The following is a 23,157-nucleotide window of genomic DNA, read 5'->3' as shown; positions in this document are numbered from 1 at the left end:
GTTGGTTCGTGGGAAGTAGAGGCGCAATCACCGCCCACTGCTGATCATCAAGCCAGAACTCTCCTGCCATCATCAAAACTCCCATTGCCATCACAATGAATCACAGCGATCAATTTTGATCAATGGCTTGATTGGGTTTGGAGCCTAATCCCTCATCCCGGAGGAGCGGTCCTGAGACCGCTCAGCCGCCATGCCGCGAGCCGGCTGAAGCGGGCTGCAAAGCGGCGCAGCTCGGCCGCAGTGCGATACGGCAGCACGCTCCACGGCCGGCGGCGGCCCAGCCGATAGGTCGAGAGCCCTGCCTGGATCTGCGAACAGGGATCGGCCCTTTGGCTGACCGGCAGCGGATCGACGAAGCAGGCGCTCAGCCCATCATCGAACTCCAGATCGAAGGCGAGATCATAGGGCAGACGCATGGGGACAAGCACACCGGCAATCCAGCCTGCTGCCTTGCGGTTGATGAGATAGGCGCCGGACCCCTTCTCGCGGGTGAGCGCGATGGCGAGCGAGCGCGACGCGGTCAGCGGCTCCACCTTATGCTTTCGCCCGGAATTGACGGTCGACAGGCGCAGGATGTCCCAGCGCGCCTGGTGCTCGAGGGCGGCATCGAGCAGCTCGGCCAGATCGTCATCGAAATCGAGATCGTCTTCCAGAATGAGCGCGAACTCGGCCTTGCTGCCGAGGAACCGCTTGGCGCATTCGACGTGGCTGAGATAACAGCCGATCTCGAAAGGGTTCGGCCGGCGGCCGTGCCGGCTGAGATAGGCTGCTTCGTCAAAGCCCGGATGCGGCAGGCTCAGCCCTGCCCCATCGACCGCCGCCACGCGCTCGAAGGCAAGGCCGAAGCTTGCCAGCAGGCGCTCCATTCGAAACCTGCGCAATGGCGCACGGTCGAGATTGATCAGGTAGGTATTCACCCGCAGGCTGACCGGATGAAGGGCGGGCATTAGGGCGGCAGGTGCGGCGCGCATGTTCATGAGAGAGCTGACCTCGACTTGGCATTGATGGCGCCAAGCCTGCGCTCCAAACCTCACCGGGACCTCGCTGGAACTATACATTTTGGTAAAGTGCGAGGGCCGAACGGCCGGGGCTGCATTCTTACGGATTGGTATGATCCCGGCAAAGAGCGCGTAAGAATGCCGCGCTACCAGCTCTCCTGCGGCATGCAGTGGACGCCTCCCTTCCCGCGATCGAAACGACAACCAGAGCGCCTTCGATGACGACAGCGACCCACTGCGTGCCGCGCCGGACGACCCTTGGCTTGAGCAAGCCGCTCAACGCCCACCACCCGCCCGGAGATCGCCGCCTGCGCTGGACCTTCTTCCCCCACTCGGCGGCGCGCGGCTCTCGCCGGCGAGACAAACCGCGGGAAAGGCCAGTGTCAGGCGACGAAGGCGTCGCTCCCGCCTCATTCGGCGGCATAACGATTCCCTCCTCGCCCGGCCGTCCGATTTGCAGGCCTCTCATGGCGGACGGCCTGCTGCAGACATGACAAAGCGCGCGTTTTGCGCTATTGCTCAACGCCGGAAATGATTGTCAGCCAGGGGGAGCGCCATGACCTCGTATGACTCTGACAAGGCCGCCAAACTTCACCGCGAATTGCATAGCCACCTGCCGCCGGAACCCGCGTTGCGTCTGAAAGCCCTGGAGACGGTCCTGACCGAAAAGGGCTTTCTCGGTGCCGATGCTGTCGACGCTTGGCTCGACAACTATGCAGAGAATGTCGGGCCGATGAACGGCGCCAAGGTGATTGCCCATGCCTGGACGGATCAGGCCTTTGCCGATCGGCTGGCAGAGAATGCGATCTCTGCCTTTGCAGAAGTGGTGCCAAGCGTCGAGCCGGATTACAATCTGCGCGCAGTCTTCAACACGCCGGATGTTCACAACCTGATCGTCTGCACCCTGTGTTCCTGCTATCCGCTCAGCATCCTCGGCATGTCGCCTTCCTGGTATAAATCGACCGAGTACAGGGCGCGTGCCGCCCGCAATCCTCGGGGCGTCCTTCAGGAGTTCGGCATCGTCTTGCCGGAATCCGTCGAGATCAGGGTGTGGGATTCAACATCCGACCGCCGTTACATGGTCATTCCGCAGCGGCCCGAGGCGACCGAAGGCTGGTCGGAAGAGCAGCTTGCGACGCTCGTGACCCGCAATTCGATGATCGGCACGGCCAGGGATCTCACGCCGGGGGCCGGGTGATGGATACCATTCACGATCTCGGCGGCAGGCAGGGATTTGGGCCGATCTTGCACCAGTTCGACGATGACGACGTCATGTTTCCTGAAGAATGGAAAGCGCGCCTCTGGGCGATTGCGATGATGTCGATGTCGAAACTCAGCCAGGAAGAAACCGGATGGACGCTCGACTGGTATCGTCACGTTCTGGAACGGTTGCCGCCGGACCTCTATCTCCGCTTCGACTATTTCGAAAAGTGGACACTGGCGATGATGGTCACGGCGATCGATGAAGGCATTGCCGATGTCCAGGAATTCGTGGACGGGCATGCAGGGTCTGCCCAGATGCAGCTGCAACATATGCCGCCGCAGACAGAGAGCGCAGCGACCTTTGACTCCTTCAAACCCGGCGACAGGGTCGTCGCCAAGCGAGATAGCGGTTCGATGCACACCCGTTTGCCATCCTACGTGCGAGGGCGCCGCGGCATCGTCGAAAGCGTGACAGGGCCGCAGCCTCTGCCGGACCGTTCCGCGACCGGCAGAATTTCCATCGAGCAGACCTACGCGGTTCGCTTCGATATGAAGGAGCTCTGGCCCGAAGCGGCTCTGAGCCGCGACGTGCTCCTGATCGACATGTGGGAGAGCTACCTTGACCCGGTCTGAGATTTCCCGTGGTTCGCTTCGATCTCGCGACCGAAATCCCGCCTTCCAGGAGCAATGGCATGCGCAAGTCGTTGCGATTGTCGAACTGCTGCTCGCTTCGGGAAAACTGGACGCGGAGGACTGGTCGCAAACCCTCGGCGCGGAACTCGAAACGCGCGCCCGCGCTGGTGAGACAGACGACGATGCGACCTATTACGGGGCGTTCAAGGCCACCCTCGAACGTGTTCTCGATCGCACTGGAATAGCGCCGCATTCGGAAGTGGATCGGCGCGAGAGCGAATGGCGCCGAGCCTATCTCACCACGCCGCATGGCAAGCCGGTGGCGCTCCCTGGCTAACGGACCGTTGGGGCCTGAGTTCAAACTTTGCGGACGAAGCGATCTCTGCCTGTTTGCAGGCCGATCGAGCAAGCTCCTGACACACACACGCAGATCTTCGAACAGTCTTCGGAAAGGGAAAATCTTGGCCGAGAATGATTATGATGCGTTCGCGGCGGCTTATGATGCCGATAACGAGGTCAATGCCTGGAATGCCTATTACGAGCGGCCGGCTATTCTTGCCCTGGTTGGCGACGTCGCCGGGCTTTCCGTGCTCGATGCGGGATGCGGCGGCGGGGCGCATGCGGCAGCGCTGCTTGAGCGCGGGGCTGTCGTGACCGGGATCGACGCCAGTGCCGGCATGCTGGAGATCGCGCAACGTCGGCTGGAAGGGCGCGCGCGGCTGCTATCGGCGGATATCAACGAACCATTGCCGTTTACGGACAAGGCTTTCGATCTGATCCTTGCCTCGCTTGTCATGCATTATCTGCCCGACTGGTCGAAGCCCCTTTCGGAATTCAACCGGCTGCTAACCGAAGGCGGTCGCCTGGTTCTTTCCACCCACCATCCCTTCATGGATCACGCCTCGACCGGCCGCGACAATTATTTCGAGACCTACAGCTTCGATGAGACCTGGCAGCGCGGCGGAAAGGATATCGCCATGCGCTTCTGGCATCGGCCGCTCCACGCCATGTTCGACGCGCTGAAGTCGGCCGGATTTCAGATCGATATCGTCAGCGAGCCCCAGCCCGATCCGCAAGCCCGCACGCTTTTTCCGCAGGCCTATCAGAGCCTGACGACCAAGCCGCGGTTCCTGTTCTTTTCAGTGGTGAAAGCATGACGACGGGTGCTGGGGTCTCCTGACTCTATCCGGCGTGGAGTTCCAATCTTTGCGCCCTCTTATCGGTCGTTAAGTCACCCGGTTTCTCGTTCTGAGAGCTGTCGGTCGACTACGAAAGCGGTAATGCCGCCTGTGAGCCGTTCAGGCGGCTAGCGTTCCCGCAATAATCGATTCTCAATACTTTCAGGGCGTCAGGTAAGTTGAGCGAGGATATCGTCAACGACACTTGGGACGGTACCCGTCGTGTCGATACTGATGCCGATGGGAAGATATTCCCGGGTATGATGGTAGTGGAGCACCAGCGCCCGCTCGGCCGGCTCGAAGCCCGGCTCATTCGGCCGCCCATCCAATCGTCGGTTCAAGGTCTCGACGTCTATATCGAGCACGAAAACCTTGTCGAAAAGGTCCAGGAATTTGTGGAAATTGCGCGAGCCGCCACAGAAGAAGGTGGCAGGATGGGTGGTGTCGGCAGCAATAGCGCGGACCTTGTCGACACGCCAGATCCAGTGGGCGTATCCCCAAACGATGCGGTCCGCGCCTTTGGGCGGTCCTGCGAGTGCCTGGCCCGTCTCTGGGTCGCCGACATAGGCCAAGACCCGGTCACCATGGACGACATGGTAGCCCCGCCGCTCCAGTTCGGTAGCGACAGACGTTTTCCCAGTGCCGGAACCGCCTTCGATCAGATAGTTCTTGATTCCCATAGGCGCCGATTATCATGGACTTCGATCTGGTGAGAAGACACTCTACCTGGGAACGCTTCGCCAACGAAATGACGGCCCCTCAGATTGGTAGCGATGGCAAATACACCACACTTGGTCTGCCAATCACGCCCAACTCTTCCCGGAAGGTGTCCGGCTGCGCAGAGGCCAACGCTTCTTGAAGCCGCATACCGGTGGAGCAAGGGACCTGTTCACCGACGCATGGCGCGACGTGGGGGACATCGCCTTGAACGTTGATTTAGGCCGAGCCACCGACGCCAGGTCCTCACTGACAGGTTCATAAAGCTGCTGTGGGCAAATCATTTCTTATCCACGGCAAGCGTCGCCGGCGACCTGCTGGGCGTCAGTCGCGCGATATGGACAGCCCGGTGAGAAGCGGAGCGTAGGCGGCGAGCCTGCGGGATACGAACTCCGCGAAGAGCCGCACGCGCTTCGTCTTGCGTGTCTCCCCCTGTGTGAGAAGCCAGAGCGTTCCGTACATGTGCAGGTCGGTGCCCGGCACCCTCACCAGAAGGGGATCGGCATCTCCGACGAAGCAGGGCAGTGTCGTGATCCCGAGCCCTTGCCGTACAGCAACGATCTGCGCCTCGCCATCCGTGGTTCTGAATGGAACCCCCGTGGTGCGAACCTCACCCTCGCCGGCCCAATCCGGAATTCCATGAATGCTGATGACGATCCACCGGATGGGATCCGGCGCGCCCGCACGCCACGCGGCTAGCCGATCGCAGGACATATAGACGCCGCCGAACAGCTCCGGTCCCTTCAGTCCGTGAAGATTGAGCGGCAGGGTTTTGCGGTCGTAGACGACGCGGATCGCCACGTCGGCCTCTCGGTTGGTCAGATTTGCCAGCTCGCCGGACGACACGATTTCCATCTCGATATCAGGATGCAGACGCGCGAAATCGGCGAAATCCGGCATGAGCAGGTGTGTCGCAAGGGTCGGAGCCAACGTCACCCGCAGAAGCCCGCGCACGCTCTGGTCGCGCCCGAAGACGCGCGTCTCCAGCTGGTGCGACGACGCTTCCATCTGCTCCGCGAGCTCGAGGACCTCCTCGCCCGCAGCCGTCAGGCGGTAGCCCGAAGGCAGCTTTTCGAACATCTGCGCCCCGAGGCGTTCCTCGAGCTGCGCGATGCGTCGCAGCACCGTCGCGTGGTTCACCCCGAGGCGCTTGGCGGCAGCCCGCAATGAGCCTCCGCGCGCGGCGGCAAGAAAGTAGCGAACGTCGTCCCAGTCGATCATGGTGCATTCCCGCGCCGCGCGGTGCGGCTTCCGAAGCCAGTTCTAGCACACTGAGCCGCCCTGTGCGCGAGCGTTGCGGCACTTAATCATCTGGATGGATCGTTTTTGCACCAGCGATGTGCGTGATTGCGCACTCACTGCCCGACTTCGGCGAACCCATATCGGGGCTCGCGGGGGACCTCCCCGTACAGCCGAAAACGCGTGACGGCGAAATGAAGGATGCAAGACATGAACAGACTGAATGGAAAGACCGCCGTGATCACCGGCGGCGCTACCGGCATCGGCCGCGCCGCAGCCAAGCGCTTCATCGACGAGGGCGCCTTCGTCTTCATCTACGGCCGCCGGCAGGAGGCGCTCGACGCCGCTGTGGCGGACCTCGGGCCGAATGCGCGGGCGGTGAAGGGCTCGGTCTCGGATGAGGCCGACCTTGATCGCCTCTACGCCGCGGTGAAGGCAGAGCGCGGAAGCCTCGACATCGTCTTTGCCAATGCCGGGGCCGGAAGCCCGCTTCCGCTCGGCCAGATCACCGCCGAGCACATCGACGAGACCTTCGACACCAATGTGAAGGGCACGATCTTCACGGTCCAGAAGGCGCTGCCGCTGATGGGCTCAGGCGGTTCGATCATCCTGACCGGATCGAGCGCCGGCACCACCGGCGCCCCGGGATTCACTGCCTACAGCGCGAGCAAGGCAGCCGTGCGCAATCTCGCGCGGACCTGGGCAGAGGACCTGAAGGGCACCGGCATCCGGGTCAACGTGCTGTCACCCGGGGCGACGGCGACCGAACTCGCGAAGGAGGCGCTGGGTGAGGAAGGCCAGAAGGCCTACGGCGCGATGACTCCACTCCAGCGTATGGCCGATCCGGCGGAGATCGCGGCCGCGGCCGCCTTTCTCGCGTCGTCGGACAGCAGCTTCATGACCGCCAGCGAGGTCGCCGTCGACGGCGGCCTGGCGCAACTCTGACCCCGGCGCGGTTCCGTGCCTAACTCACACACAACGAAGGACAAAAGATTATGAAAGCACTCGAAGGTAAAATCGCAGTCATCACGGGCGGAAGCAGCGGGATCGGATTGGCCACCGCCAAGCGCTTCGTGGAGGAAGGTGCGCAGGTCGTGATCATTGGGCGACGCGAGAAAGCCTTACAAGAGGCCGCGGCGCTTATCGGGAAAAGCGTGACAACAGTCGTGGGCGACGTCTCGCGCTTGGAAGACCTGGACCGGCTCTACGCCACCGTGAAGGAGAAACATGGTCACATCGACATTCTCTTCGCAAATGCGGGCGCAGGTACGGTCGCGCCGCTTGCGGCAGCTACTGAGGCCCATTTTGACCAGACCTTCGATGTGAACGTGAAGGGTCTGTTCTTTACAGTGCAGAAAGCCCTTCCCCTCTTCAAAGACGGCGGATCGATCATTCTGAACTCTTCGGTCTCGAATGTGATGGGGCTGCCAGCGTTCAGCGCCTACGCAGCAAGCAAGGCGGCTGTTCGCAGCTTCTCGCGGTCTTGGACCCAAGAGCTGAAGGACCGCAATATCCGCGTCAATACAATGAGCCCCGGCGCGATCGAGACTCCCGCCTTGGCGACAACGACCGGCCTCACCGCTGAGCAAGCCGAGCAGGCGGTCGCCCAGTTTGCTGCACAGATCCCAATGGGTCGCAGGGGCAAGCCAGAGGAAATCGCGGCTGCGCTCACGTTCCTCGCCTCCGATGAGAGCTCCTACATCACCGGTATAGATCTCGCCGTCGATGGTGGTTGGGCGCAGGTCTGACCCAGCGTCAACACAGGATCGGAGAAGCATTATGAGCTACTCAATTATAGGATTCGGCAATATCGGCCAGGCTATCGCTAAGGCCTTTGCCAGAAACGGCATCGCAGTTTCCGTTGCAACCACGCGCGACCCGGAAAGCTTTGCATCCGATGCGGCTGCGATCGGCCCTACGATCATTCCCAAAACACTGGCGGAAGCCGTCAAGGCGGACATCATCTTTTTGGCTGTCCGTTTCGAGTCGCACCCGAATGTCGCAAAGGCGCTTCCCACCTGGCACGGGAAGACAATCGTCGATGTGACCAATGCCTACGGCGTGCCCCCGGAGGAACTTGGGGGACAACCGTCTTCCAGGTTCATCGCACAGGCGTTCTCTGGTGCGAAACTGGTCAAGGGCTTCAACCATTTGATCGCTGCCACGCTTRACCAGGATCCCGCCGTAAAGGGTGGCAGGAGAGTCGTGTTTCTGGCGAGCGACGATGACGCTGCCGCAGCGGAGATTGGTGCGCTCGCGAAAAATCTCGGTTTCGCGCCGATCGAACTTGGCGGTCTTTCTGAAGGCGGACTGCTTGTGCAGGCGCGCGGACATAGTTGGGGCCGGCTGATCTTCAAGGACTTGGTCAAGTTCGATTGACGAACACGACATCCCCGTCAGCAGCGACACGATGCACCCGATCGGATCGAGCGCGACCCGATCCGCAGAAAATGGAGAAGATGCCATGAGCATTGAGACGAACATCCAGACCGTGAAGGACTTCTTCGCCGCGATCGGCAGCAGTGACAAGGAGGCTCTGCTGGCGCTGGTCGCCGAAGACATCGAGTGGATCATTCCGGGCAAGGATTGGCCGCTGGCCGGAACGCACCGCGGACACGCGGGACTTGCGAATTTGCTCGAGACGGCATTCAGGTCGATAGAAACGTCCACGGAACCCCGGGAGTTCGTAGCGCAAGGAGACCGGGTCCTGGTCGTCGGCTTCGCGAAGGGAAAGATCAAGGCCACGAACAAGACGTTCGAGGACGACTGGGTCTTCGCCATCACGGTCCGGGACGGCAGACTGACCAACATCCGGGAATACGTCGACACGCAAGCGCTGGCGCGCGCCGCGCAGATGGACGCGTCCGGGCCGGCGTAGCGCTGGCCGACCGCGGCCCGCGCTCGTCGAATGCTCAACCGCAAAGGAGATTCCAATGTACGACCAATCCAAGCTATCCGAATTGATCCGGTTCGCACGCGTCGATGCGGGCTCCACCGTCATCGACGTTTACCCGGGCGACGGCGACTGGACCCGTCTCTTCTCCGACATCGTGCGACCCGACGGGCGGGTCTTCAGCTTCGTGCCGGCCGAAGTCGCTCACTTCAAGAACGATCCGGTCGGCCGCATGAGAACGCTTGCGATGGAACCGGGCCGAGCGAACGTCGAAGCCGTCTCGGCGGACCTCGTGGCGCTGTCGGAGGTTACGCGGCCAGCGGATGTCCTGTGGCTGCATCTGTTTTACCACGATCTCCACACCGCCCTGATCCAGGCCAGGGGCGCGACGGCCGCCGCCTTCAATCGAGCCGTCTACGAGCGGCTGAAGCCCGGCGGGTCCTACGTCATCGTCGACCACGCCGCCGCCGTCGGGGCGGGTACGAGCGACGCGCAGTCGCTGCATCGGATTGAGCCTGCATCCGTTCGCGAGGAGGTGGAGGCGGCCGGCTTCGTCCTGGACGCGGAAAGCACCCTGCTCGCGAACAAGGACGATTCGCACTCGATCAAGGTCTTCGATCCCTCGATCAAGGGCGAGACCGATCGCTTCGCCTATCGATTTTTGAAGATCTGACACTGAGCCATTCTCCAACGATGAGGTCGGCTCTCGTACGTGAGGCGGCTTTGGTGTTCCTGCCGTTGAAAGAGCAGCGCCGGACGGCGGCTTGTCCCTTCTGACCGCCGGAAGCGGACAGGCCGTTGTCCACCCCTAAAGCGGGCTTTTTCGTTATCGAAGGATAAGGCTGCTTTACGGCCTCATGTCAGCCATTGAGGAGGCCTTTGCCACTGCCCAAATGTAGACATCGCCGATGGCGAAACTGTAGGTCGCGGTTGCGCCAATTGTAGTAGGCGGTGTTCTGATCGCACCTGCCGGATCAGTGCTCGATTGACGATGTTCGGCCCATATCGATTTTTCAGCTTACGCTCAAATCCCAAGAGGCACTGGACCGGGTTTGAGGTCTTAGCAGCGGCCGGCGGTCGACTGGAGCGACGAGCAAATTGTGCAAATCGTTGCCGGAGAGTTATGATGCGGACGACTTGTCTGGCGGCTTCCAGCCCAATTCAGCCATGACGAGGCCATCATACCGCTCGCGGATGACGGCACGTCTCATATTCTGCGCAAGCGGATCGTGGAATATTTCGAGCGCTCTTTGAGACTCTTCACCCGAGAGCCAACCGTCGGATAGTCGCCAGCGTCGATAAAACATCCAGTCGAGTTTGTCTGACCGATTATGCTCGACGCCAGCACGTCCGCGTGCCAGCTCAATGTCCGGCGGGAGAACTTCGGGAGGCGCGACGTCCTGCGCTCGTCGCTTGGCGTTGGCATAGTTTATGTCTCTGACCTTGCGGCTGAGGATCACACTCTTTTCGACATCGTCGTCAGTGATCGTCACGAGGCGGTCCATTTCGTCGTTGATGTCATCAGGCATCGTCTCGCAGGCAATTTTGACCGCTTCCATAAAGCGAACGTCATGAAGGTGTGAGGGCTTCCAACCGTCCCCATCTCGCCAGTGGATCGTCTCTGAAGCCTGTGTCCATTGTCCATTCTCCGCAAGACCGAGGCTGGCGAGCAGCGGTAAAATGTCGGTGCTAGCCTGTGCCGCGTTAGCTGTCTTGTAGGCAGCGATATTCGCATCTGGAGCTGTCCGAACCGGTTGATATCTCCCGGGTGGCGTGGGCGCTGCCACTCGCAAGAACCTCACATGCGCCAGACCCAGGACAGTCACGCATATGTCATCCCAGCGCGGCAGAGTTTCGGGTAGTGTTGGGCAGTCCTTCGCCAGCGCGCCTGGCCCGAAGCGCTCCGCCTGTCCCAACGCCACCAACGCATCGCACCCGAACTGATAGGCTGTCATGCTATCATCGGACCATTTCAGCGGTGATTGACTGGCCACCGGAAGACTTTCCTTCAGGAACTCGATGGCAGCGCTTGGCCAGTCGTCGTTCGGTCCATTCGCACTCATTCGCTTCTCGCCACGTTGCCGGGATGATGCAACTATTGCATGTCGTCGGCAGCGCGTCATGGATTTTGGCGTTGTGCGATGGATGTTGGTCAACAATCTCCTTCGAAACCGATCAGGGCCAATGAGACAGCTACAGTCAGCTCCATCGACGCGCCAGCGACAACGAGTCATCTTGCTAGGCAATTCCATGGCAGAAGACCCTCGATCTGGCTCTGCCTATGACCGTTGACGATGGCGGTGAGCGTGGCGGTCAGATAGGCTCGGAGACATCCTCGCCAATGCGGTGGAGACATCCGCCGCAGAGGAGTTGGTGGCATTTGCTACATAACACCGCAAAACAGCCGGTGGGTTAGACGACCTCACCCGTGAGCTCACTCAATGCGCTCCGTCTTGACCCCCGAGCAGAGCGGTCCTACAAGATCGACTATGGCAACACACCTCTGATTGGCCGCGCCTTGCGGCCTTGAGCAAAAAGTCCTGCGCGACACCGCGGGGCCACTTCCCTTGCCAAGCCAAAATCAGAGATTTCCAATGCCCACGCTCTACCTCACTTGCGGTCTTCCCGGTTCGGGGAAGACGTCGCTCGCCAAGATCATCGAACAGGAAGCATCTGCCCTCCGTCTGACCGGAGACGACTGGATGCACAAGCTTTACCCCGGCATCTCTACGCCGGAAGCCGAAACTGGTCCGTGTCGAGGCAGAGTCGAGAGCCTGCAATGGCAGATCGCCCTGCGTGCCATCGGGCTCCAGTGTAACGTTGTCGTGGATTGGGGAGTGTGGTCACGGGCAGAACGCGACATCTGCCGGGAGGAAGCTCGCGCAGCGGGTGCCCGCGTCGTCCTCTGCTTCCTCGACGTTCCCTTTGATGCGCTTTGGAACCGGGTCTGCCGGCGAAACGCCGCGCTTCCAGCCGGCACGTTCGACATCTCGCGGGCGGACCTGCTGAGGTGGTCGAAGCTGTTCGAGCCGCCAACCGCCGAGGAGTTGGCGCTCTATGATCGGCAAACCCTTCCAGCCATCACCGCCCTTAGATGAAACGCCGCAGCGCTGGGGGTATTCTCAGTCTGCGCAGCAGGCGGGTCCGGACCAGTTCGCTCGTGAGGACGCCTCGCCTTCTTCCCCGAGGTGCCGGAGCACGAGACGGTGGCGGAGCTGTTCCTGCCGTTGAGTGGTTCATCTTCGAAAGCGGATGAAATGTTCCAATCCATTGTCACCCATTGACGTGAACAGGTTTCACCCCAATACGGTCAGGCCAGCCAGACGACAACAGGAGTGCAATCGTGAGCGAACCGACCGTAGCAGATGCAACAAACCGCATTTATGAGTCGCTCCAGGCGGACAACGCCGACATCGACGTGCATATCGCGGCCCTCAAGGCAGCGTTGACGCGGGCGGGTTTGAAAGAGGCCGTATTCGATCCGGCTAGGCTCGTGCAGAATAACCGTTCCGGCAGGAAGCGAATGCAGGCCTACTTTCGCCAGCGCGGTGTCATGGTGAATTTCTCAGCCTCGTGAAGCCTTCCAGACGGCTGTAATCACCCTCAGTGGGGGGCTGACACCACGCATTGGCGTCGCCCTGCGGATGATCGTCCAGGCGCAGACGCTAAAGAGCCGTCCAACGAAGGGCCGGGAGCCCTGCCGTGATCTCAGGGCTGCCGACGTCAGGGGGGCCGAATCCCTTCCGCCCATGACATGCCGAACCACACCGCCGAATCTGGCGCCTTGCTCCACGCGATCAAGGTGTCGAGACCTGCGGTGACCGCGTCTCGTGAAAGCCCGGTCGCCACGATGTCGTCGATCGCTTCGTCGACGATGCTCGCAATGTTGCGAACCACATCCTCGGACGATAGGATCGTTGCAATGCCTGTCATAGGTGCGCTGATAAGCTTCTTCGCCGATTATTTGCGCCAGCAGAGAGCGGTCAGTTCGTGTACTGTCGCTGCCTATCGCGATTATGCATTCAAACTGATGCGCTGCATCGAGGAGACCTGCGTTCTGCCTCAGTTCGCTTCTTCTTCCGTAGCGGTCAACACCACTGATTTTACGCGGCGGCGTGGTGCTCTTCTCTTGCCGCCTCCCAGACCTCTTTTGCGGCATCGAGATTGATCGCGGCGATCGCCAATCCGACGATTAGATCTGGCCAGGCCGACCGCCAAAGGAACGCTGTCACCAACCCTGCGGCAATGATTGCGATGTTCGCCAGAGCATCATTGCGGGCGGACAGAAATGCCGCCCTGGTCAAGCTGCCACTGTGATGGCGGTACGCGGACAGCATGAACGCGCAGGAGAGATTGACTACCAGGGCGCCGCCGCCCGTCAAACCTAGAGCGAGTGGCTCTGGCGGAACCATGGTCATGAAATGCTGATAGGCGGTCCAGAGTGTTGCCACGCCCGGCGCGAGAAGGATCAGCGCCAGCGCCATCCCGACACGGGCGCGGCCCCGCGCGGACCACCCAAGAGCGAGCAGTATGAGTAGATTGACCGACGCGTCCTCAAGGAAATCGACGCTGTCGGCAAAAAGCGATACGGATCCGATCTTCAGAGCGACCGCGAATTCAATGCCGAAATAGGCGAGGTTCAGAAAAGCCACCAGCGCAACAACCTTGCGCAGTTGCGTATCCAGGTATCGATTGAGCATATGAGGGTTTCCTAGTCGGCATGGGATATTTTTAGCCGCAGCAACCCTTCGTCGGTGGGTTGGCCATGTCCTTGAAGATCACGCAGTCGCTGCCGGGGCCACCGGCGCATGCATCATTGCATCGCATTACAAACCCTTGCAGCCGTTTTTCCAAAGCGCGCAACTCTACCATCTTGGTGCGGACCTCATCGAGATGCGCCTGAGCAATATCCCGTGTCTCTGCACAATCTCGTTCCGAACTGACTGAGAGATCCAATAGGACGCGAACCTGCTCGATGCTGAACCCGAAGTCGCGGCATTGCTTGATGAATGTCAGCCGACCAACGTCGGATTCATCGTAGTTGCGCTGTCCGCTTGCCGTCCGGTTTGCGGGCGGCAAAAGGCCGATCTCCTCGTAGTAACGGATCGTCGGCGTACTGGTGCCGGTCGCCTTGGCTAAGGCGCCGATGGTGAACCCGCGTATGTGAACATTCACGGCAAATTATCTCCTTGCCCTTCAAGTTACTTGAAGGAGTACGGTTCGGCCAGCCTGAAAATAGGAGGTCGAAGATGAATACCGGAATGAAGCTGACCGGCGCCGCAGTCGCGGCCTGTGCCGCGTGCTGCGCGGTCAGCGTCGTGCCCCTTGTGCTCGCCAGCGTCGGAACGATCCTGGTCGGCACTGCTCTTGTCAAATGGGGTGCTATCGCGGTCTTGCTGATTGTGCCAGTTGTAGGGCTGCTGTTGCTGTCACGGCGAAAGGCTGCGCCACAGGCTGTTGAAAACCATATGGCGACGAACAGCTGCGGCTGCGGCTCTTGCGGCACGGACGTCAAACAAGAGGCGCCGATCGCCTGCACGCTCGACGCCAACGAATTCAAGGCCCGGACCGAGCTCATCCACAAGCTGACATCGCGCCATCTTCGACAGGCAACACGAACCGCCCTGCGCCTGAACCTGACCTATGCGCCCGAAGCGCTTTCCGAGGTCCGGGAACTGGTGCGGAAGGAGCAAGCTTGCTGCGCCTTCTTGACCTTCGATCTTAGGCACGACGCCACTGGCGTCTTCGTCACCATCATCGCGCCACAGGCCGCAGCCGCTGCTGCCGGCGACCTGTTCGCCCACCTAGCACCTGCAGCCCTAACCATGGAGACTTCCGCATGAACCGCCGTCAACTCCTTCTTTCCTTCGCCGCTGTCACCCTCGCGATCGCGACACCCGCCTTTGCTGCCAGTACCGACCCGATACCAGGTTTCACTGAGGCGGTTGCCGCGGGCGGTCCGGTCCTCGTCCACGTCACCGCACCCTGGTGCGGAGAGTGCAAGCTTCAGAAGCCGATCGTCGCCAAGCTTCTCGGCACACCTGACTTCAAAGAGATGAAAGAGTTCAAGGTCGATTTTGATACGCAGAAAGACGCCCTGAAACTGCTGCATGTCCAGATGCAAAGCACATTGATCGTCTATAAGGACGGCAAGGAGGTCGACCGGATGACCGGTAAGACCAAGCCGGCCGTGATCGAGGCAATCATGCGCAAGGCGCTGTAAGTCGATGCTGCTCGCGCTACTCGCCGGTATCCTGTCTATCCTGTCGCCCTGTGTCCTGCCGCTTGTCCCCGTCGTTCTGACGGGCGCCGTGGCGGAACACCGCCTTGCGCCGCTGGCTTTGGCTACCGGCGTGGCGCTGTCGTTCACGGCGATCGGCCTGTTCGTCGCCACCATCGGGTTCTCGATCGGCCTGGACATGACCGTCTTCCGCACCGGCGCGGCAGTGCTGTTGATCCTTGTCGGCGCGGTGCTGGTGGTGCCGCGCCTGCAGGTTGGTTTTGCCACCGCGGCAGGACCGGTGAGCAACTGGACGCAAAACCGCTTCGGCGGCCTGTCCACCTCGGGCATCTCAGGACAGTTCGGTGTCGGCCTACTCCTCGGCGCGGTATGGACGCCCTGTGTCGGCCCAACGCTGGGTGCTGCCTCCATCATGGCCGCCCGCGGCGAAAATCTCAGCATGGTCGCTTTGACAATGCTGTCCTTCGGCATAGGCACCGCCTTGCCCTTGCTGTTGCTGTCGGCGTTGTCGCGCGAAGCGCTGCTGCGCTGGCGGGGGTACATGATGAGCACGGCCAGCGGTCTCAAAATGGCGCTCGGAGTGCTGCTCATTCTTGCCGGCGCCATGACGCTCACCGGCTTCGACCGCACGGTTCAAGCAGCCCTGCTTGACGCCCTGCCGAGTTGGATGCTGTCCCTCACCACTGCCATCTGAATAGCCAACCCAAGCGTCTGGCGCCGCCTCCCGAATTGTGAAAATGTGACAGGCATGTTGACCTTATTTGCATATGTGGGCGCAGCCCTCGCTGAAATCGCCGGTTGTTTCGCCTTCTGGGCCTGGCTGCGGCTCGACAAATCGGCGTGGTGGCTGGCGCCGGGCATGGCGTCCCTAGCGCTATTCGCTTATCTCCTGACGCTGGTCGATAGCGAAGCCGCGGGAAGAACCTATGCGGCCTATGGCGGCGTTTACATCGTCGCCGCTGTTCTGTGGCTTTGGACGGTAGAAGGCCACAGGCCCGATCGCTGGGATATGACCGGTTCGCTCGTGTGTTTGATCGGAGCCGGCATTATCTTGTGGGGGCCGCGCGCGGCCTAAGCGCGGCGAGCGTCTATCTGCGAACTGAATCCGCGACCTCTCTTCGATTTTGGCGTCGGCTCCTATTTGTGCTGCCAAACCTTGTAGGCCGAAATCAATAGGATCGCAGCGAGCGCCGGCAGCAAGAATTCATTCGGGACAATGCCGAGGAGGTAGCCTCCGATGAAGGCGCCCAAGACCGAGCCGACGGCCATGATCAGGACGAATCCTTTGTTGCGTCCAAGCACGGAAAAGCTTTGATCGCGGCTATAGCGCGAAAAACCGATCAGCATTGTCGGCAGGCTCACGGCCAGAGATAGGCTTCCGGCAAGCTTGATATCTGCACCAAAGAGCAGGACCAGGGTCGGAATAAGAAGCTCACCGCCTGCCACTCCAAGCAAGGCCGCGACCACTCCGATAATGAAACCGGCGACGACGCCGGCGATGATTTGCGTAACGCCCRTCAAAAGCGGATCACCCGCGCGCGCGTCGTGTCCGAGCACGAGGACGATCGCTATGGCCACGAGCAGGATCGCAATGACTTTGTATAGCGTCTCAGATCGCAGACGCGTCGCCCAGCCGGCGCCAAACCACGCACCAATGAGGCTGCCAGCGAGAAGGTTGATGATGATCGGCCAGTTGGCAGCGATCTGGCTGAACGAGATTGTCCCAGCACGAAACGGCAGTGAGAATGCGACGACGACAAGGCTCATCGCCTTGTTCAGGATGACGGCTTCGAGGGCGGCAAATTGAAACAGACCTATCAGGAGAGGTAGTCGAAACTCCGCGCCGCCAAGCCCGATCAAGCCGCCAAGTGCGCCGATGATTCCGCCTGCTCCGAATGCAGCGCCCTTGTTGTCTCTCATCTCGAATCCTTGCGCGCTTCTTGAGCGGCAATCGACAGGCTTCGGATCGGCGATGCAACGAAAATCTTCTGGTCTTGTTGTGAAATGGCCGCTTTCAACAACGAGGGGAGATTACGGATTATGTGTAGGTCCTTGATCAGAGAGCATCGGGTACGCGCTCGACACCCGTTGGTTCCCTGTTACGTGACGCGATTAGCTCTCCATAATCTCCCAAGGATCATAATCGTGCTTATGCGTATCTGCGCATAACCACGAGTACTGACCAAGACCGGCTCCGAAGTCGACGACGCGTTCACCGGCGGCGAGCTGCGCGGCATCGATACACCGCTCGTTGAGCCGCCTGTTCAGTGCGGTCAAGCGCTGTTGCTCGGCCTCGCTCGATCCATGCGTATAGTGGGATGATGACATTCGCTGCCCCCGCTGAATGGCGCGACAACGGTGCCAGAATTCGGGCGGGTGTCAATGAGATCGACCACATGTCCGCAGGCCCCGTGCGGCGAACCTCTGTTCAAAGTAGAGGCGGTCGGTCACCTCCAGAGCTTCGCCATTTCAATGCCGCTGAGGCAAATCTGAACAAGCCGATAATGGCCCGGCAGGATGCGTTTCCGGATCAATCCTCTCGCAGTTTTACCTCTGACGCACTCGTCATGCTGCCACCGGCTTCTGTGGCGTGGTGGTGGCGTGTAGCGCCGCATCCGCATTGATCACCGCTTCCGGTTGTGATCCGGCAGCGCTGGAAACCTGTACGGCTTTCGAGGCGAAACAGATGCCATTTTCATCAAACGCCGTCTTGATCATGACGAGGGCGCGACGGCGGACGGCGGCCTGCTGTCCTGGCTTTGTCTTGAGCTTCAGCCTCAGCTTGACGCCATACTCTCCGAACTCCTCGACGCCTTGCATCTTGAGCGGTTCGATGGTGATTGCCTTGAGTTCGGGATCTTCGGCCAGTTCAAGTCCGATCTTCTTGATGAGCTTGCGCGCCTTTTCCAAGTCGGAATCATAGGTGATCGTCAGTGACAGCTTCTCGATCACCCAATCGCGGCTCATGTTCTGGACAGCCCCGAGGACGCCGAACGGCACGGTGAATATTGGTCCCCGGCTGTGCCGCAGCTTCACCGAGCGCAGGCTGAAAGACTCAACTGTGCCCTTGTAACTGCCGCTCTCGATATATTCACCGACACGGAAGGCATCATCCAACAGATAGAAGACCCCGCTGAGGATGTCTTTCACCAGCGTTTGCGCACCGAAGCCAATGGCAACACCGGCAATACCCGCGCCGGCGATCAACGGCCCGATCTGAACCCCCATCGCCGACAACGCCATCAGTATCGCAACGATGGCGAGCGTGGCCCAAAGAAAATTCCGCAGAATGGGCAAAAGCGTGTTGAGCCGGCTGCGCCGCTGCGTCTCCTCCGTTTGAACAACCGCCGTATCGCGCACTTTTGCAATTTGATTATCAATGAGGGTGCGAAGGACCCGCCAGACCAAGTCCGCGACCAGAAGGATGATGACAGCAGAGATGATGCCATGAGCGACCCGGACGGGGGGCGTGTCAGCCGCGCTGAGCGCGACAAGGTCGATGTTCCACGCCCAAGCGAGGAGCAGCAACCCGGAAATGATCAGAATGAACCGGATGCCCCGACTGAGAAGAGTTGCGCCTGCACTCGGTGTTGCCGCGCCGATTCCGGACGAAGCAGGCTGTTGCAGCAGGTGGACAACGGTCCGTTCTGCAATGGCGATAGCCCAAACGAGGCCGATCGCTATTGCAGCAAGCCAGAATAGCTGTACTGCGCCGAACGCCCACAAGCACCACAGCAGCACGAAATAGGCCGAGATGACACCCACGGATGTCTTCGCGCGGACAAAAACCTCTCCATGCGTTGCAGCATCCGCGATCGCTGGCCCCGGCGCTCGCCTGACCGTATCGATGCCGACACCGAGGAGCCCCAATCCCAACGAATATGCGACAATCTCGCGGGCTTCGACTGAGAAGCCGAGAAGGCTCAGCGATAGCGTTGTTGCGTAGCTGACGGCGAGGATGATGACAACTAGACCGAGGCGCTGGGTCCAGAACCGAGCCGACTCGCCGTCCATCGGCACGATCCGAAGATCGTTCGCGTCCTTTGCCGGCGACGACAAAAGAAATCGTAACACGGCGCGCGCGAGGAGCACGATGATGAAGGCGAGTAGACAGGCGAGCACGATCTTCTCGATGACCTCAGGCCAATAGTGCAGGGCCACGAAGACACCGATGCCAGCCGCCGCGATGACTGCGACGCGCCCGACGTCATGGGCGAGGCGGCTAGCGAGTGCCATCACTTGACCGCGCCTTGTCGCAACGTCCAGCTGCGCCACTCGGGTCATGAATCCCGATGTGGCACGCCGATACAGCCGCTCGGCACCGAAAGCGGCAGCTGCGAACAGTCCGAAAAGGCCGACAAGGCCAGCCAGACCAACCTTCTCGGCATCCGCAACAAGGATGGACCAGGCTGTTGCGAACTCATCAGGCAGCGTCGTCAGTGCCCGGGCGAGGCCATGGATGTGCGCCCGAACGGCCCCGACATAGTCGGCCAGTGGATGAGAGAGATGCGGCGTCTGGGTGGTTATCGGGGGGACTTCAGTCGTCGCCGATGCGGCTTTGTGGGTCTCAAGCCATTTTTGAACTCCAGGATCGGCCAAAAGCGACAGAAGTGCCTCGACATTGGGTGGCAGCTGTTCGCTCGACGGTGCGGTATCGGCTCGCGCCACCAGCATGACCCCAAGCAGCATGAGGGCAGCAAGAATCAACACACGCATCGTGTTCGTCTCCAGTTAAGCGAATATAGTCCAACTTCCGCCATTCATCCGTGCCGTAAATCTCCTAGTATAATTGCGTGCGGATAGTCGTGCGGCGAGTATCTTACACTAACCAACGCCCGGACGCGACATTTCGAGGCCGTCATCGGCGTGCTATCGTCTTTGGTTACAGTGCCTGCTCGAGGATCAGCGCCTTTTCGTCATCGGCCTGACCTTGCCCCCAAGTTTTATCCAATCTTGTGTTCGCTCCAGCGGTCTTTGGTTGCGATATTTGAGGTGGTAGCGGCGGGTTGCGATGCGCAACCGTCTTCTCCGCGCTCGGCGCCCTCGGCGGCTCCAGCCTCGGCAAGGCGAGGGATGGAGACAGCCTGATATTTCTGTTCGGCGTCCTGATGATGGTCGTCGGCGCTCTGATGCTGAAGCCTCGGAAGGCGGTGACGGTAGAGTGCCGTCCGGTCGACCTCAGGATATGCCTTGCCACCGCCGCCGTGGCACTCGCCGCCGGCGCTGCATCCGGCTTCTTCGGCATCGGCGGGGGCTTCCTGATCGTTCCGGGCCTCATGCTGGCGACGGGCATGCCGATGATCAACGCGATCGGCACATCTCTCCTCTCCGTCGGTGCGTTCGGACTGGCAACGGCTCTGAACTATGCCAGTTCAGGCCTGGTGGACTGGTGGCTTGCCGCCGAATTCATCGGCGGCGGCATCGTGCCGGTTTCCGGTGACATGACGAGCTTTCACGAACTAGTGATAGCGACGCGTGTAACAAATGTCGGGGAGATTGCGAACCTGAATATGCGCTCAACGAGAGCGTCTATCCATCATCGGAGAACGCAATGTCCATCAAATCCACCATCAACTCTGTCGTCCTCGCCGGCGCTGTCACCACCGCCCTTGCTTCGATGGCCACCGCCGCACCGCTCACCAAAGCTGAGGGCGCCGCTGCAACCGCCGCTCACAAGGAAAAATGCTTCGGCGTTGCCCTGAAGGGCCAGAATGATTGTGCAGCCGGCGCCGGCACGTCCTGCCAGGGGACCTCGACAGTCGACTTCCAGGGCGATTCCTGGAAGTTCGTCCGGGGCGGCACCTGCACCTCCATCGTCCTGCCGAACGGCAAGCACGGCACGCTGAAGGCAATGTAATTTCTACACGCGACRGCGATGACAATGAGGAGGCGGAGAGACGCCATGACCACCGATCAAATTTCAACGACCGCGTCTGCGGCAACTACTCTCCGCTTTCCCCGCCATCCGATCGAGGGGCTCGCGGGGACGAGCTTCAAGCACGAGCATTTTGCCGCCATAGCTGCGGAGGGGCCACATCGCGGGTTCTTCGAAGTCCATGCCGAGAATTACATGGGGGCCGGCGGGCCGCCGCATCGTATTCTCGAACAGATCCGCCGTGACAATCCGGTGTCGCTCCACGGCGTGTGCATGTCGATCGGCGGACCTCAGCCGCTCGACCGAGCACATCTTGAACGTTTCCGCTCTCTCGTCGAACGCTACGAACCAGCTCTGGTGTCTGAGCACCTGGCCTGGTCGACGCATCGGACGACCTTCCTCAACGATCTCCTGCCCCTTCCCTACACACGAGAAAGCCTGGCGCGGGTTTGCGAGCATATCGAGGACGTGCAGGAGACCATCAGACGCCCGATCCTTCTGGAGAATCCATCCACCTATGTGACGTTCCGCCAATCGACGATGAGCGAGACCGAATTCATCCGCGCCATCGTCCGGCGCACCGGCTGCGGTCTTCTGCTCGACGTCAATAATGTATTCGTCTCCGCCGCCAATCATGGGTTTTCAGCGCTCGACTACCTGTCCGATTTTCCCATTGCTGCGGTTGGTGAGATCCATCTCGCGGGCCACGCCGAGCAGACTGACGACGAGGACGAGTTGCTGCTGATCGATAGCCATGACGGTCCGGTCGCCGATGCCGTCTGGAAGCTTTACGAGATCGTCATTGGCCGTGGTGGCCCCATTCCAACGCTCATCGAGTGGGACAGCAACATACCCGATTGGCCGATACTGCGTGGCGAGGCCCTCGCAGCGCAGGCGATCATGGATCACCATGGTTCCATCGCGTTGCAGGATCAAAGTCATGCTGCGGCTTGATCCTCCATCTCGCCGCACCGAGCCCCTGACTTATGCGGCAGATTTTGCGCCGGCCCTGACCAACCCGGACGCTGGGACGCCCGACGGCGTTGTCGGGCCGAACGGCAAGGGAGCGATCAAACGCTACAACGTCTACCGCAACAACGTCACCGTCAGTCTGATCGATGCCCTCGCCGGGATTTTCCCGGCAGTGCAACGCCTGACGGGGACGGAGTTTTTCCGCGCGATGGCGCGCTTTCACCTGCGCGCCACGCCACCGACATCGCCTCTTCTCTTCGAATACGGACGGGATTTTCCTGCTTTCATCGAACAGTACGAATATGCCCGGTCCTTGCCCTGGCTTGCCGACGTCGCCCGGATCGAACGGGCTTGGCTGGACGCCTACCACGCAAGGGATGTCGAGCCGCTTGCCGCTGATGCTCTTGCGTCCGTTCCGCCGGATCGTCTCGGTGATTTGGTCTTTGCTGCGCATCCGGCAACAAGGATCGTTCGGTCGGACTATCCGGCGCTGACGATCTTTGCCGCCAATCGCGGTGACGGCTCCATAAGCCCAATCGAAGTGGTCGACCCGGAAGATGCGCTCATAACGCGGCCGGATATGGAGGTGGCGGTGCGTCATCTTCCTTTGGGCGGCGCAGAGTTCCTGATTTCCCTCATTTCCGGCGAACCGCTTGGTGTCGCCGCAGCCAAGGCCATCGACGCTTGTCCGTCGTTCGACATCGCGGCCAGCGTGGCCGGCATGATCGAAGCGGGGGTATTTTGCGGCATCACTCTCGGAGACGCATGATGATATCGACCACCACCCAACAGACTTCGATCAAAGGCAGGTTTCAGCCGATCGTGATACTTGTGGAGATGGCACAGAGACTGGTTCGGGCCTTTGCGCAGCCGAGCGTCGTTCAGGCAGTTGTGCGCCTCGCTCTGGCCGTGCCCTTTTGGAAGTCGGGCATTCTGAAGTGGGATGGTTTCCTGCAATTGAACGATACGGCGATCACATTGTTCACCGACGAATTCATGCTCCATTTGCCGGGCGGTCCCTATGCCTATCCGGCGCCAGTCACCATGGCTTTCCTGTCTGGCGCTGCCGAGATCACCTTTCCGATCTTGCTGGTCCTGGGTTTCGCTACCCGATTTGCGGCGACCGGCCTGCTGTTCATGACGTTGATCGTCGAGCTCACGGTGCCGGACGGATGGCCGATCCACATTACCTGGGCTGCGATGGCGCT

At 60.7% G+C, this 23,157-nt stretch carries 28 protein-coding genes and 2 pseudogenes; 20 read left to right on the top strand and 10 right to left on the bottom strand.

The features are described 5' to 3' along the window. Positions 1-152 precede the first annotated feature (152 nt). Positions 153-977, bottom strand: a complete 825-nt coding sequence (locus AC1ECN_RS34515) for a glycosyltransferase family 25 protein (protein WP_130672145.1) — start codon at positions 975-977, stop codon at positions 153-155. Between the two features lie 577 nt (positions 978-1,554). Between AC1ECN_RS34515 and nthA the strand changes: the two genes are divergently transcribed. The 4 genes from nthA to AC1ECN_RS34495 all read left to right on the top strand — a co-directional run bounded on the left by nthA (position 1,555) and on the right by AC1ECN_RS34495 (position 3,991). Further along, the gene (nthA, locus tag AC1ECN_RS34510) at positions 1,555-2,196 is read left to right on the top strand and encodes a nitrile hydratase subunit alpha (RefSeq protein ID WP_018068476.1); all 642 of its coding nucleotides are present in this window, start codon (positions 1,555-1,557) and stop codon (positions 2,194-2,196) included. Then, positions 2,196-2,834: an SH3-like domain-containing protein gene (locus AC1ECN_RS34505; RefSeq protein WP_018068477.1), complete on the top strand. Its 639-nt coding sequence runs from the start codon at positions 2,196-2,198 to the stop codon at positions 2,832-2,834. The genes nthA and AC1ECN_RS34505 overlap by 1 nt, the downstream gene beginning before the upstream one ends. Next, entirely contained in the window at positions 2,821-3,171 is a 351-nt protein-coding gene (locus AC1ECN_RS34500) for an SH3-like domain-containing protein (protein ID WP_130661117.1), read from the top strand. The genes AC1ECN_RS34505 and AC1ECN_RS34500 overlap by 14 nt, the downstream gene beginning before the upstream one ends. A 124-nt stretch (positions 3,172-3,295) precedes the next feature. Then, positions 3,296-3,991, top strand: coding sequence for a class I SAM-dependent methyltransferase (locus AC1ECN_RS34495; RefSeq protein ID WP_130654878.1), 696 nt, complete (start codon positions 3,296-3,298; stop codon positions 3,989-3,991). Between the two features lie 191 nt (positions 3,992-4,182). On the opposite strand, the gene AC1ECN_RS34490 is transcribed toward AC1ECN_RS34495, so the two are convergent. Further along, a complete protein-coding gene (locus AC1ECN_RS34490) occupies positions 4,183-4,692 on the bottom strand; it encodes a DEAD/DEAH box helicase family protein (protein WP_130661115.1) in 510 nt (169 codons plus the stop codon). Between the two features lie 361 nt (positions 4,693-5,053). Then, the gene (locus tag AC1ECN_RS34485) at positions 5,054-5,950 is read right to left on the bottom strand and encodes a LysR family transcriptional regulator (RefSeq protein WP_130654876.1); all 897 of its coding nucleotides are present in this window, start codon (positions 5,948-5,950) and stop codon (positions 5,054-5,056) included. Positions 5,951-6,178: 228 nt separating this feature from the next. Between AC1ECN_RS34485 and AC1ECN_RS34480 the strand changes: the two genes are divergently transcribed. The 5 genes from AC1ECN_RS34480 to AC1ECN_RS34460 all read left to right on the top strand — a co-directional run bounded on the left by AC1ECN_RS34480 (position 6,179) and on the right by AC1ECN_RS34460 (position 9,534). After that, entirely contained in the window at positions 6,179-6,913 is a 735-nt protein-coding gene (locus AC1ECN_RS34480) for an SDR family NAD(P)-dependent oxidoreductase (protein ID WP_130654875.1), read from the top strand. Between the two features lie 50 nt (positions 6,914-6,963). Continuing rightward, a complete protein-coding gene (locus AC1ECN_RS34475; protein ID WP_130672144.1) occupies positions 6,964-7,716 on the top strand; it encodes an SDR family NAD(P)-dependent oxidoreductase in 753 nt (250 codons plus the stop codon). 31 nt (positions 7,717-7,747) lie between these two features. Next, positions 7,748-8,347: an NADPH-dependent F420 reductase gene (locus AC1ECN_RS34470; RefSeq protein ID WP_477955514.1), complete on the top strand. Its 600-nt coding sequence runs from the start codon at positions 7,748-7,750 to the stop codon at positions 8,345-8,347. 85 nt (positions 8,348-8,432) lie between these two features. Further along, positions 8,433-8,846, top strand: coding sequence for a nuclear transport factor 2 family protein (locus AC1ECN_RS34465; RefSeq protein WP_075226125.1), 414 nt, complete (start codon positions 8,433-8,435; stop codon positions 8,844-8,846). Between the two features lie 55 nt (positions 8,847-8,901). Next, positions 8,902-9,534: a class I SAM-dependent methyltransferase gene (locus AC1ECN_RS34460; protein WP_027689660.1), complete on the top strand. Its 633-nt coding sequence runs from the start codon at positions 8,902-8,904 to the stop codon at positions 9,532-9,534. A 448-nt stretch (positions 9,535-9,982) separates the two neighbouring features. On the opposite strand, the gene AC1ECN_RS34455 is transcribed toward AC1ECN_RS34460, so the two are convergent. Both AC1ECN_RS34455 and AC1ECN_RS34450 read right to left on the bottom strand, forming a co-directional pair. Beyond that, the gene (locus tag AC1ECN_RS34455) at positions 9,983-10,924 is read right to left on the bottom strand and encodes a hypothetical protein (protein ID WP_245484711.1); all 942 of its coding nucleotides are present in this window, start codon (positions 10,922-10,924) and stop codon (positions 9,983-9,985) included. 167 nt (positions 10,925-11,091) lie between these two features. Next, positions 11,092-11,187 (bottom strand): annotated as a pseudogene (locus tag AC1ECN_RS34450) (transposase domain-containing protein); the annotation flags it as partial. 268 nt (positions 11,188-11,455) lie between these two features. Here AC1ECN_RS34450 and AC1ECN_RS34445 point away from each other — a divergent pair. Together AC1ECN_RS34445 and AC1ECN_RS34440 are read left to right on the top strand one after the other, a co-directional pair. Then, positions 11,456-11,959 (top strand): P-loop nucleotide/nucleoside kinase family protein, encoded by a 504-nt coding sequence (locus tag AC1ECN_RS34445; protein WP_130672141.1) that lies wholly within the window; start codon positions 11,456-11,458, stop codon positions 11,957-11,959. 242 nt (positions 11,960-12,201) lie between these two features. After that, positions 12,202-12,438 carry a hypothetical protein gene (locus AC1ECN_RS34440; RefSeq protein ID WP_026160138.1) on the top strand — a complete coding sequence of 79 codons (237 nt, stop codon included), beginning with the start codon at positions 12,202-12,204 and terminating at the stop codon, positions 12,436-12,438. 146 nt (positions 12,439-12,584) lie between these two features. Here the strand turns inward: AC1ECN_RS34440 and AC1ECN_RS34435 are convergent, their stop codons facing one another. The 3 genes from AC1ECN_RS34435 to AC1ECN_RS34425 all read right to left on the bottom strand — a co-directional run bounded on the left by AC1ECN_RS34435 (position 12,585) and on the right by AC1ECN_RS34425 (position 14,036). Next, positions 12,585-12,794, bottom strand: coding sequence for a hypothetical protein (locus tag AC1ECN_RS34435; RefSeq protein ID WP_245483765.1), 210 nt, complete (start codon positions 12,792-12,794; stop codon positions 12,585-12,587). A 170-nt stretch (positions 12,795-12,964) separates the two neighbouring features. Then, positions 12,965-13,561, bottom strand: a complete 597-nt coding sequence (locus AC1ECN_RS34430) for a cation efflux transmembrane domain-containing protein (protein ID WP_130672140.1) — start codon at positions 13,559-13,561, stop codon at positions 12,965-12,967. A gap of 31 nt (positions 13,562-13,592) precedes the next feature. Then, on the bottom strand, positions 13,593-14,036 hold the full coding sequence (locus tag AC1ECN_RS34425; protein WP_197727386.1) for a MerR family transcriptional regulator: 444 nt from the start codon (positions 14,034-14,036) through the stop codon (positions 13,593-13,595). Positions 14,037-14,110: 74 nt separating this feature from the next. Between AC1ECN_RS34425 and AC1ECN_RS34420 the strand changes: the two genes are divergently transcribed. Genes AC1ECN_RS34420 through AC1ECN_RS34405 form a run of 4 tightly spaced genes read left to right on the top strand, consistent with a single transcriptional unit; the run spans position 14,111 to position 16,177 of the window. Further along, positions 14,111-14,704 carry a hypothetical protein gene (locus AC1ECN_RS34420; RefSeq protein WP_130672139.1) on the top strand — a complete coding sequence of 198 codons (594 nt, stop codon included), beginning with the start codon at positions 14,111-14,113 and terminating at the stop codon, positions 14,702-14,704. Beyond that, the gene (locus AC1ECN_RS34415) at positions 14,701-15,084 is read left to right on the top strand and encodes a thioredoxin family protein (RefSeq protein ID WP_130661107.1); all 384 of its coding nucleotides are present in this window, start codon (positions 14,701-14,703) and stop codon (positions 15,082-15,084) included. The genes AC1ECN_RS34420 and AC1ECN_RS34415 overlap by 4 nt, the downstream gene beginning before the upstream one ends. Before the next feature lie 4 nt (positions 15,085-15,088). Beyond that, positions 15,089-15,796, top strand: a complete 708-nt coding sequence (locus AC1ECN_RS34410; RefSeq protein ID WP_130661106.1) for a cytochrome c biogenesis CcdA family protein — start codon at positions 15,089-15,091, stop codon at positions 15,794-15,796. A gap of 54 nt (positions 15,797-15,850) precedes the next feature. After that, positions 15,851-16,177 (top strand): YnfA family protein, encoded by a 327-nt coding sequence (locus AC1ECN_RS34405; protein WP_130654867.1) that lies wholly within the window; start codon positions 15,851-15,853, stop codon positions 16,175-16,177. Between the two features lie 62 nt (positions 16,178-16,239). Here the strand turns inward: AC1ECN_RS34405 and AC1ECN_RS34400 are convergent, their stop codons facing one another. Together AC1ECN_RS34400 and AC1ECN_RS34395 are read right to left on the bottom strand one after the other, a co-directional pair. Continuing rightward, the gene (locus tag AC1ECN_RS34400) at positions 16,240-17,022 is read right to left on the bottom strand and encodes a sulfite exporter TauE/SafE family protein (RefSeq protein ID WP_477955508.1); all 783 of its coding nucleotides are present in this window, start codon (positions 17,020-17,022) and stop codon (positions 16,240-16,242) included. Between the two features lie 645 nt (positions 17,023-17,667). Beyond that, positions 17,668-19,818 carry a mechanosensitive ion channel family protein gene (locus AC1ECN_RS34395; protein ID WP_477955506.1) on the bottom strand — a complete coding sequence of 717 codons (2,151 nt, stop codon included), beginning with the start codon at positions 19,816-19,818 and terminating at the stop codon, positions 17,668-17,670. 293 nt (positions 19,819-20,111) lie between these two features. Here AC1ECN_RS34395 and AC1ECN_RS34390 point away from each other — a divergent pair. The 5 genes and pseudogenes from AC1ECN_RS34390 to AC1ECN_RS34370 form a co-directional block, all read left to right on the top strand. After that, positions 20,112-20,528 (top strand): annotated as a pseudogene (locus AC1ECN_RS34390) (TSUP family transporter); the annotation flags it as partial. 125 nt (positions 20,529-20,653) lie between these two features. Then, complete coding sequence (locus AC1ECN_RS34385; RefSeq protein WP_130672136.1) at positions 20,654-20,959, top strand: BufA1 family periplasmic bufferin-type metallophore; 306 nt, start codon at positions 20,654-20,656, stop codon at positions 20,957-20,959. Positions 20,960-21,004: 45 nt separating this feature from the next. Next, the gene (bufB, locus tag AC1ECN_RS34380) at positions 21,005-21,931 is read left to right on the top strand and encodes an MNIO family bufferin maturase (RefSeq protein ID WP_130672135.1); all 927 of its coding nucleotides are present in this window, start codon (positions 21,005-21,007) and stop codon (positions 21,929-21,931) included. Continuing rightward, positions 21,918-22,718, top strand: a complete 801-nt coding sequence (locus tag AC1ECN_RS34375) for an HvfC/BufC N-terminal domain-containing protein (protein ID WP_130672134.1) — start codon at positions 21,918-21,920, stop codon at positions 22,716-22,718. Before bufB ends, AC1ECN_RS34375 begins: the two co-directional genes overlap by 14 nt. Next, the coding region (locus tag AC1ECN_RS34370; protein ID WP_477955504.1) for a DoxX family protein at positions 22,718-23,157 on the top strand (440 nt) is incomplete at its 3' end. The genes AC1ECN_RS34375 and AC1ECN_RS34370, both read left to right, overlap by 1 nt.

This window comes from Rhizobium sp. 01N447_2 (genome assembly GCF_056399245.1).
The sequence above is the reverse complement of the archived record's forward strand: the minus strand, read 5'-3'. Positions and strand labels throughout refer to the sequence as shown.

What these genes read in the sequence shown, in the direction of transcription:
- AC1ECN_RS34515 (WP_130672145.1), bottom strand. Translation starts at nt 977, where the DNA reads ATGAACATGCGCGCCGCACCTGCCGCCCTAATGCCCGCCCTTCATCCG.
- nthA (WP_018068476.1), top strand. Translation starts at nt 1,555, where the DNA reads ATGACCTCGTATGACTCTGACAAGGCCGCCAAACTTCACCGCGAATTG.
- AC1ECN_RS34505 (WP_018068477.1), top strand. Translation starts at nt 2,196, where the DNA reads ATGGATACCATTCACGATCTCGGCGGCAGGCAGGGATTTGGGCCGATC.
- AC1ECN_RS34490 (WP_130661115.1), bottom strand. Translation starts at nt 4,692, where the DNA reads ATGGGAATCAAGAACTATCTGATCGAAGGCGGTTCCGGCACTGGGAAA.
- AC1ECN_RS34485 (WP_130654876.1), bottom strand. Translation starts at nt 5,950, where the DNA reads ATGATCGACTGGGACGACGTTCGCTACTTTCTTGCCGCCGCGCGCGGA.
- AC1ECN_RS34480 (WP_130654875.1), top strand. Translation starts at nt 6,179, where the DNA reads ATGAACAGACTGAATGGAAAGACCGCCGTGATCACCGGCGGCGCTACC.
- AC1ECN_RS34475 (WP_130672144.1), top strand. Translation starts at nt 6,964, where the DNA reads ATGAAAGCACTCGAAGGTAAAATCGCAGTCATCACGGGCGGAAGCAGC.
- AC1ECN_RS34465 (WP_075226125.1), top strand. Translation starts at nt 8,433, where the DNA reads ATGAGCATTGAGACGAACATCCAGACCGTGAAGGACTTCTTCGCCGCG.
- AC1ECN_RS34460 (WP_027689660.1), top strand. Translation starts at nt 8,902, where the DNA reads ATGTACGACCAATCCAAGCTATCCGAATTGATCCGGTTCGCACGCGTC.
- AC1ECN_RS34455 (WP_245484711.1), bottom strand. Translation starts at nt 10,924, where the DNA reads ATGAGTGCGAATGGACCGAACGACGACTGGCCAAGCGCTGCCATCGAG.
- AC1ECN_RS34445 (WP_130672141.1), top strand. Translation starts at nt 11,456, where the DNA reads ATGCCCACGCTCTACCTCACTTGCGGTCTTCCCGGTTCGGGGAAGACG.
- AC1ECN_RS34435 (WP_245483765.1), bottom strand. Translation starts at nt 12,794, where the DNA reads ATGACAGGCATTGCAACGATCCTATCGTCCGAGGATGTGGTTCGCAAC.
- AC1ECN_RS34430 (WP_130672140.1), bottom strand. Translation starts at nt 13,561, where the DNA reads ATGCTCAATCGATACCTGGATACGCAACTGCGCAAGGTTGTTGCGCTG.
- AC1ECN_RS34420 (WP_130672139.1), top strand. Translation starts at nt 14,111, where the DNA reads ATGAATACCGGAATGAAGCTGACCGGCGCCGCAGTCGCGGCCTGTGCC.
- AC1ECN_RS34415 (WP_130661107.1), top strand. Translation starts at nt 14,701, where the DNA reads ATGAACCGCCGTCAACTCCTTCTTTCCTTCGCCGCTGTCACCCTCGCG.
- AC1ECN_RS34410 (WP_130661106.1), top strand. Translation starts at nt 15,089, where the DNA reads ATGCTGCTCGCGCTACTCGCCGGTATCCTGTCTATCCTGTCGCCCTGT.
- AC1ECN_RS34405 (WP_130654867.1), top strand. Translation starts at nt 15,851, where the DNA reads ATGTTGACCTTATTTGCATATGTGGGCGCAGCCCTCGCTGAAATCGCC.
- AC1ECN_RS34395 (WP_477955506.1), bottom strand. Translation starts at nt 19,818, where the DNA reads ATGCGTGTGTTGATTCTTGCTGCCCTCATGCTGCTTGGGGTCATGCTG.
- AC1ECN_RS34385 (WP_130672136.1), top strand. Translation starts at nt 20,654, where the DNA reads ATGTCCATCAAATCCACCATCAACTCTGTCGTCCTCGCCGGCGCTGTC.
- bufB (WP_130672135.1), top strand. Translation starts at nt 21,005, where the DNA reads ATGACCACCGATCAAATTTCAACGACCGCGTCTGCGGCAACTACTCTC.
- AC1ECN_RS34375 (WP_130672134.1), top strand. Translation starts at nt 21,918, where the DNA reads ATGCTGCGGCTTGATCCTCCATCTCGCCGCACCGAGCCCCTGACTTAT.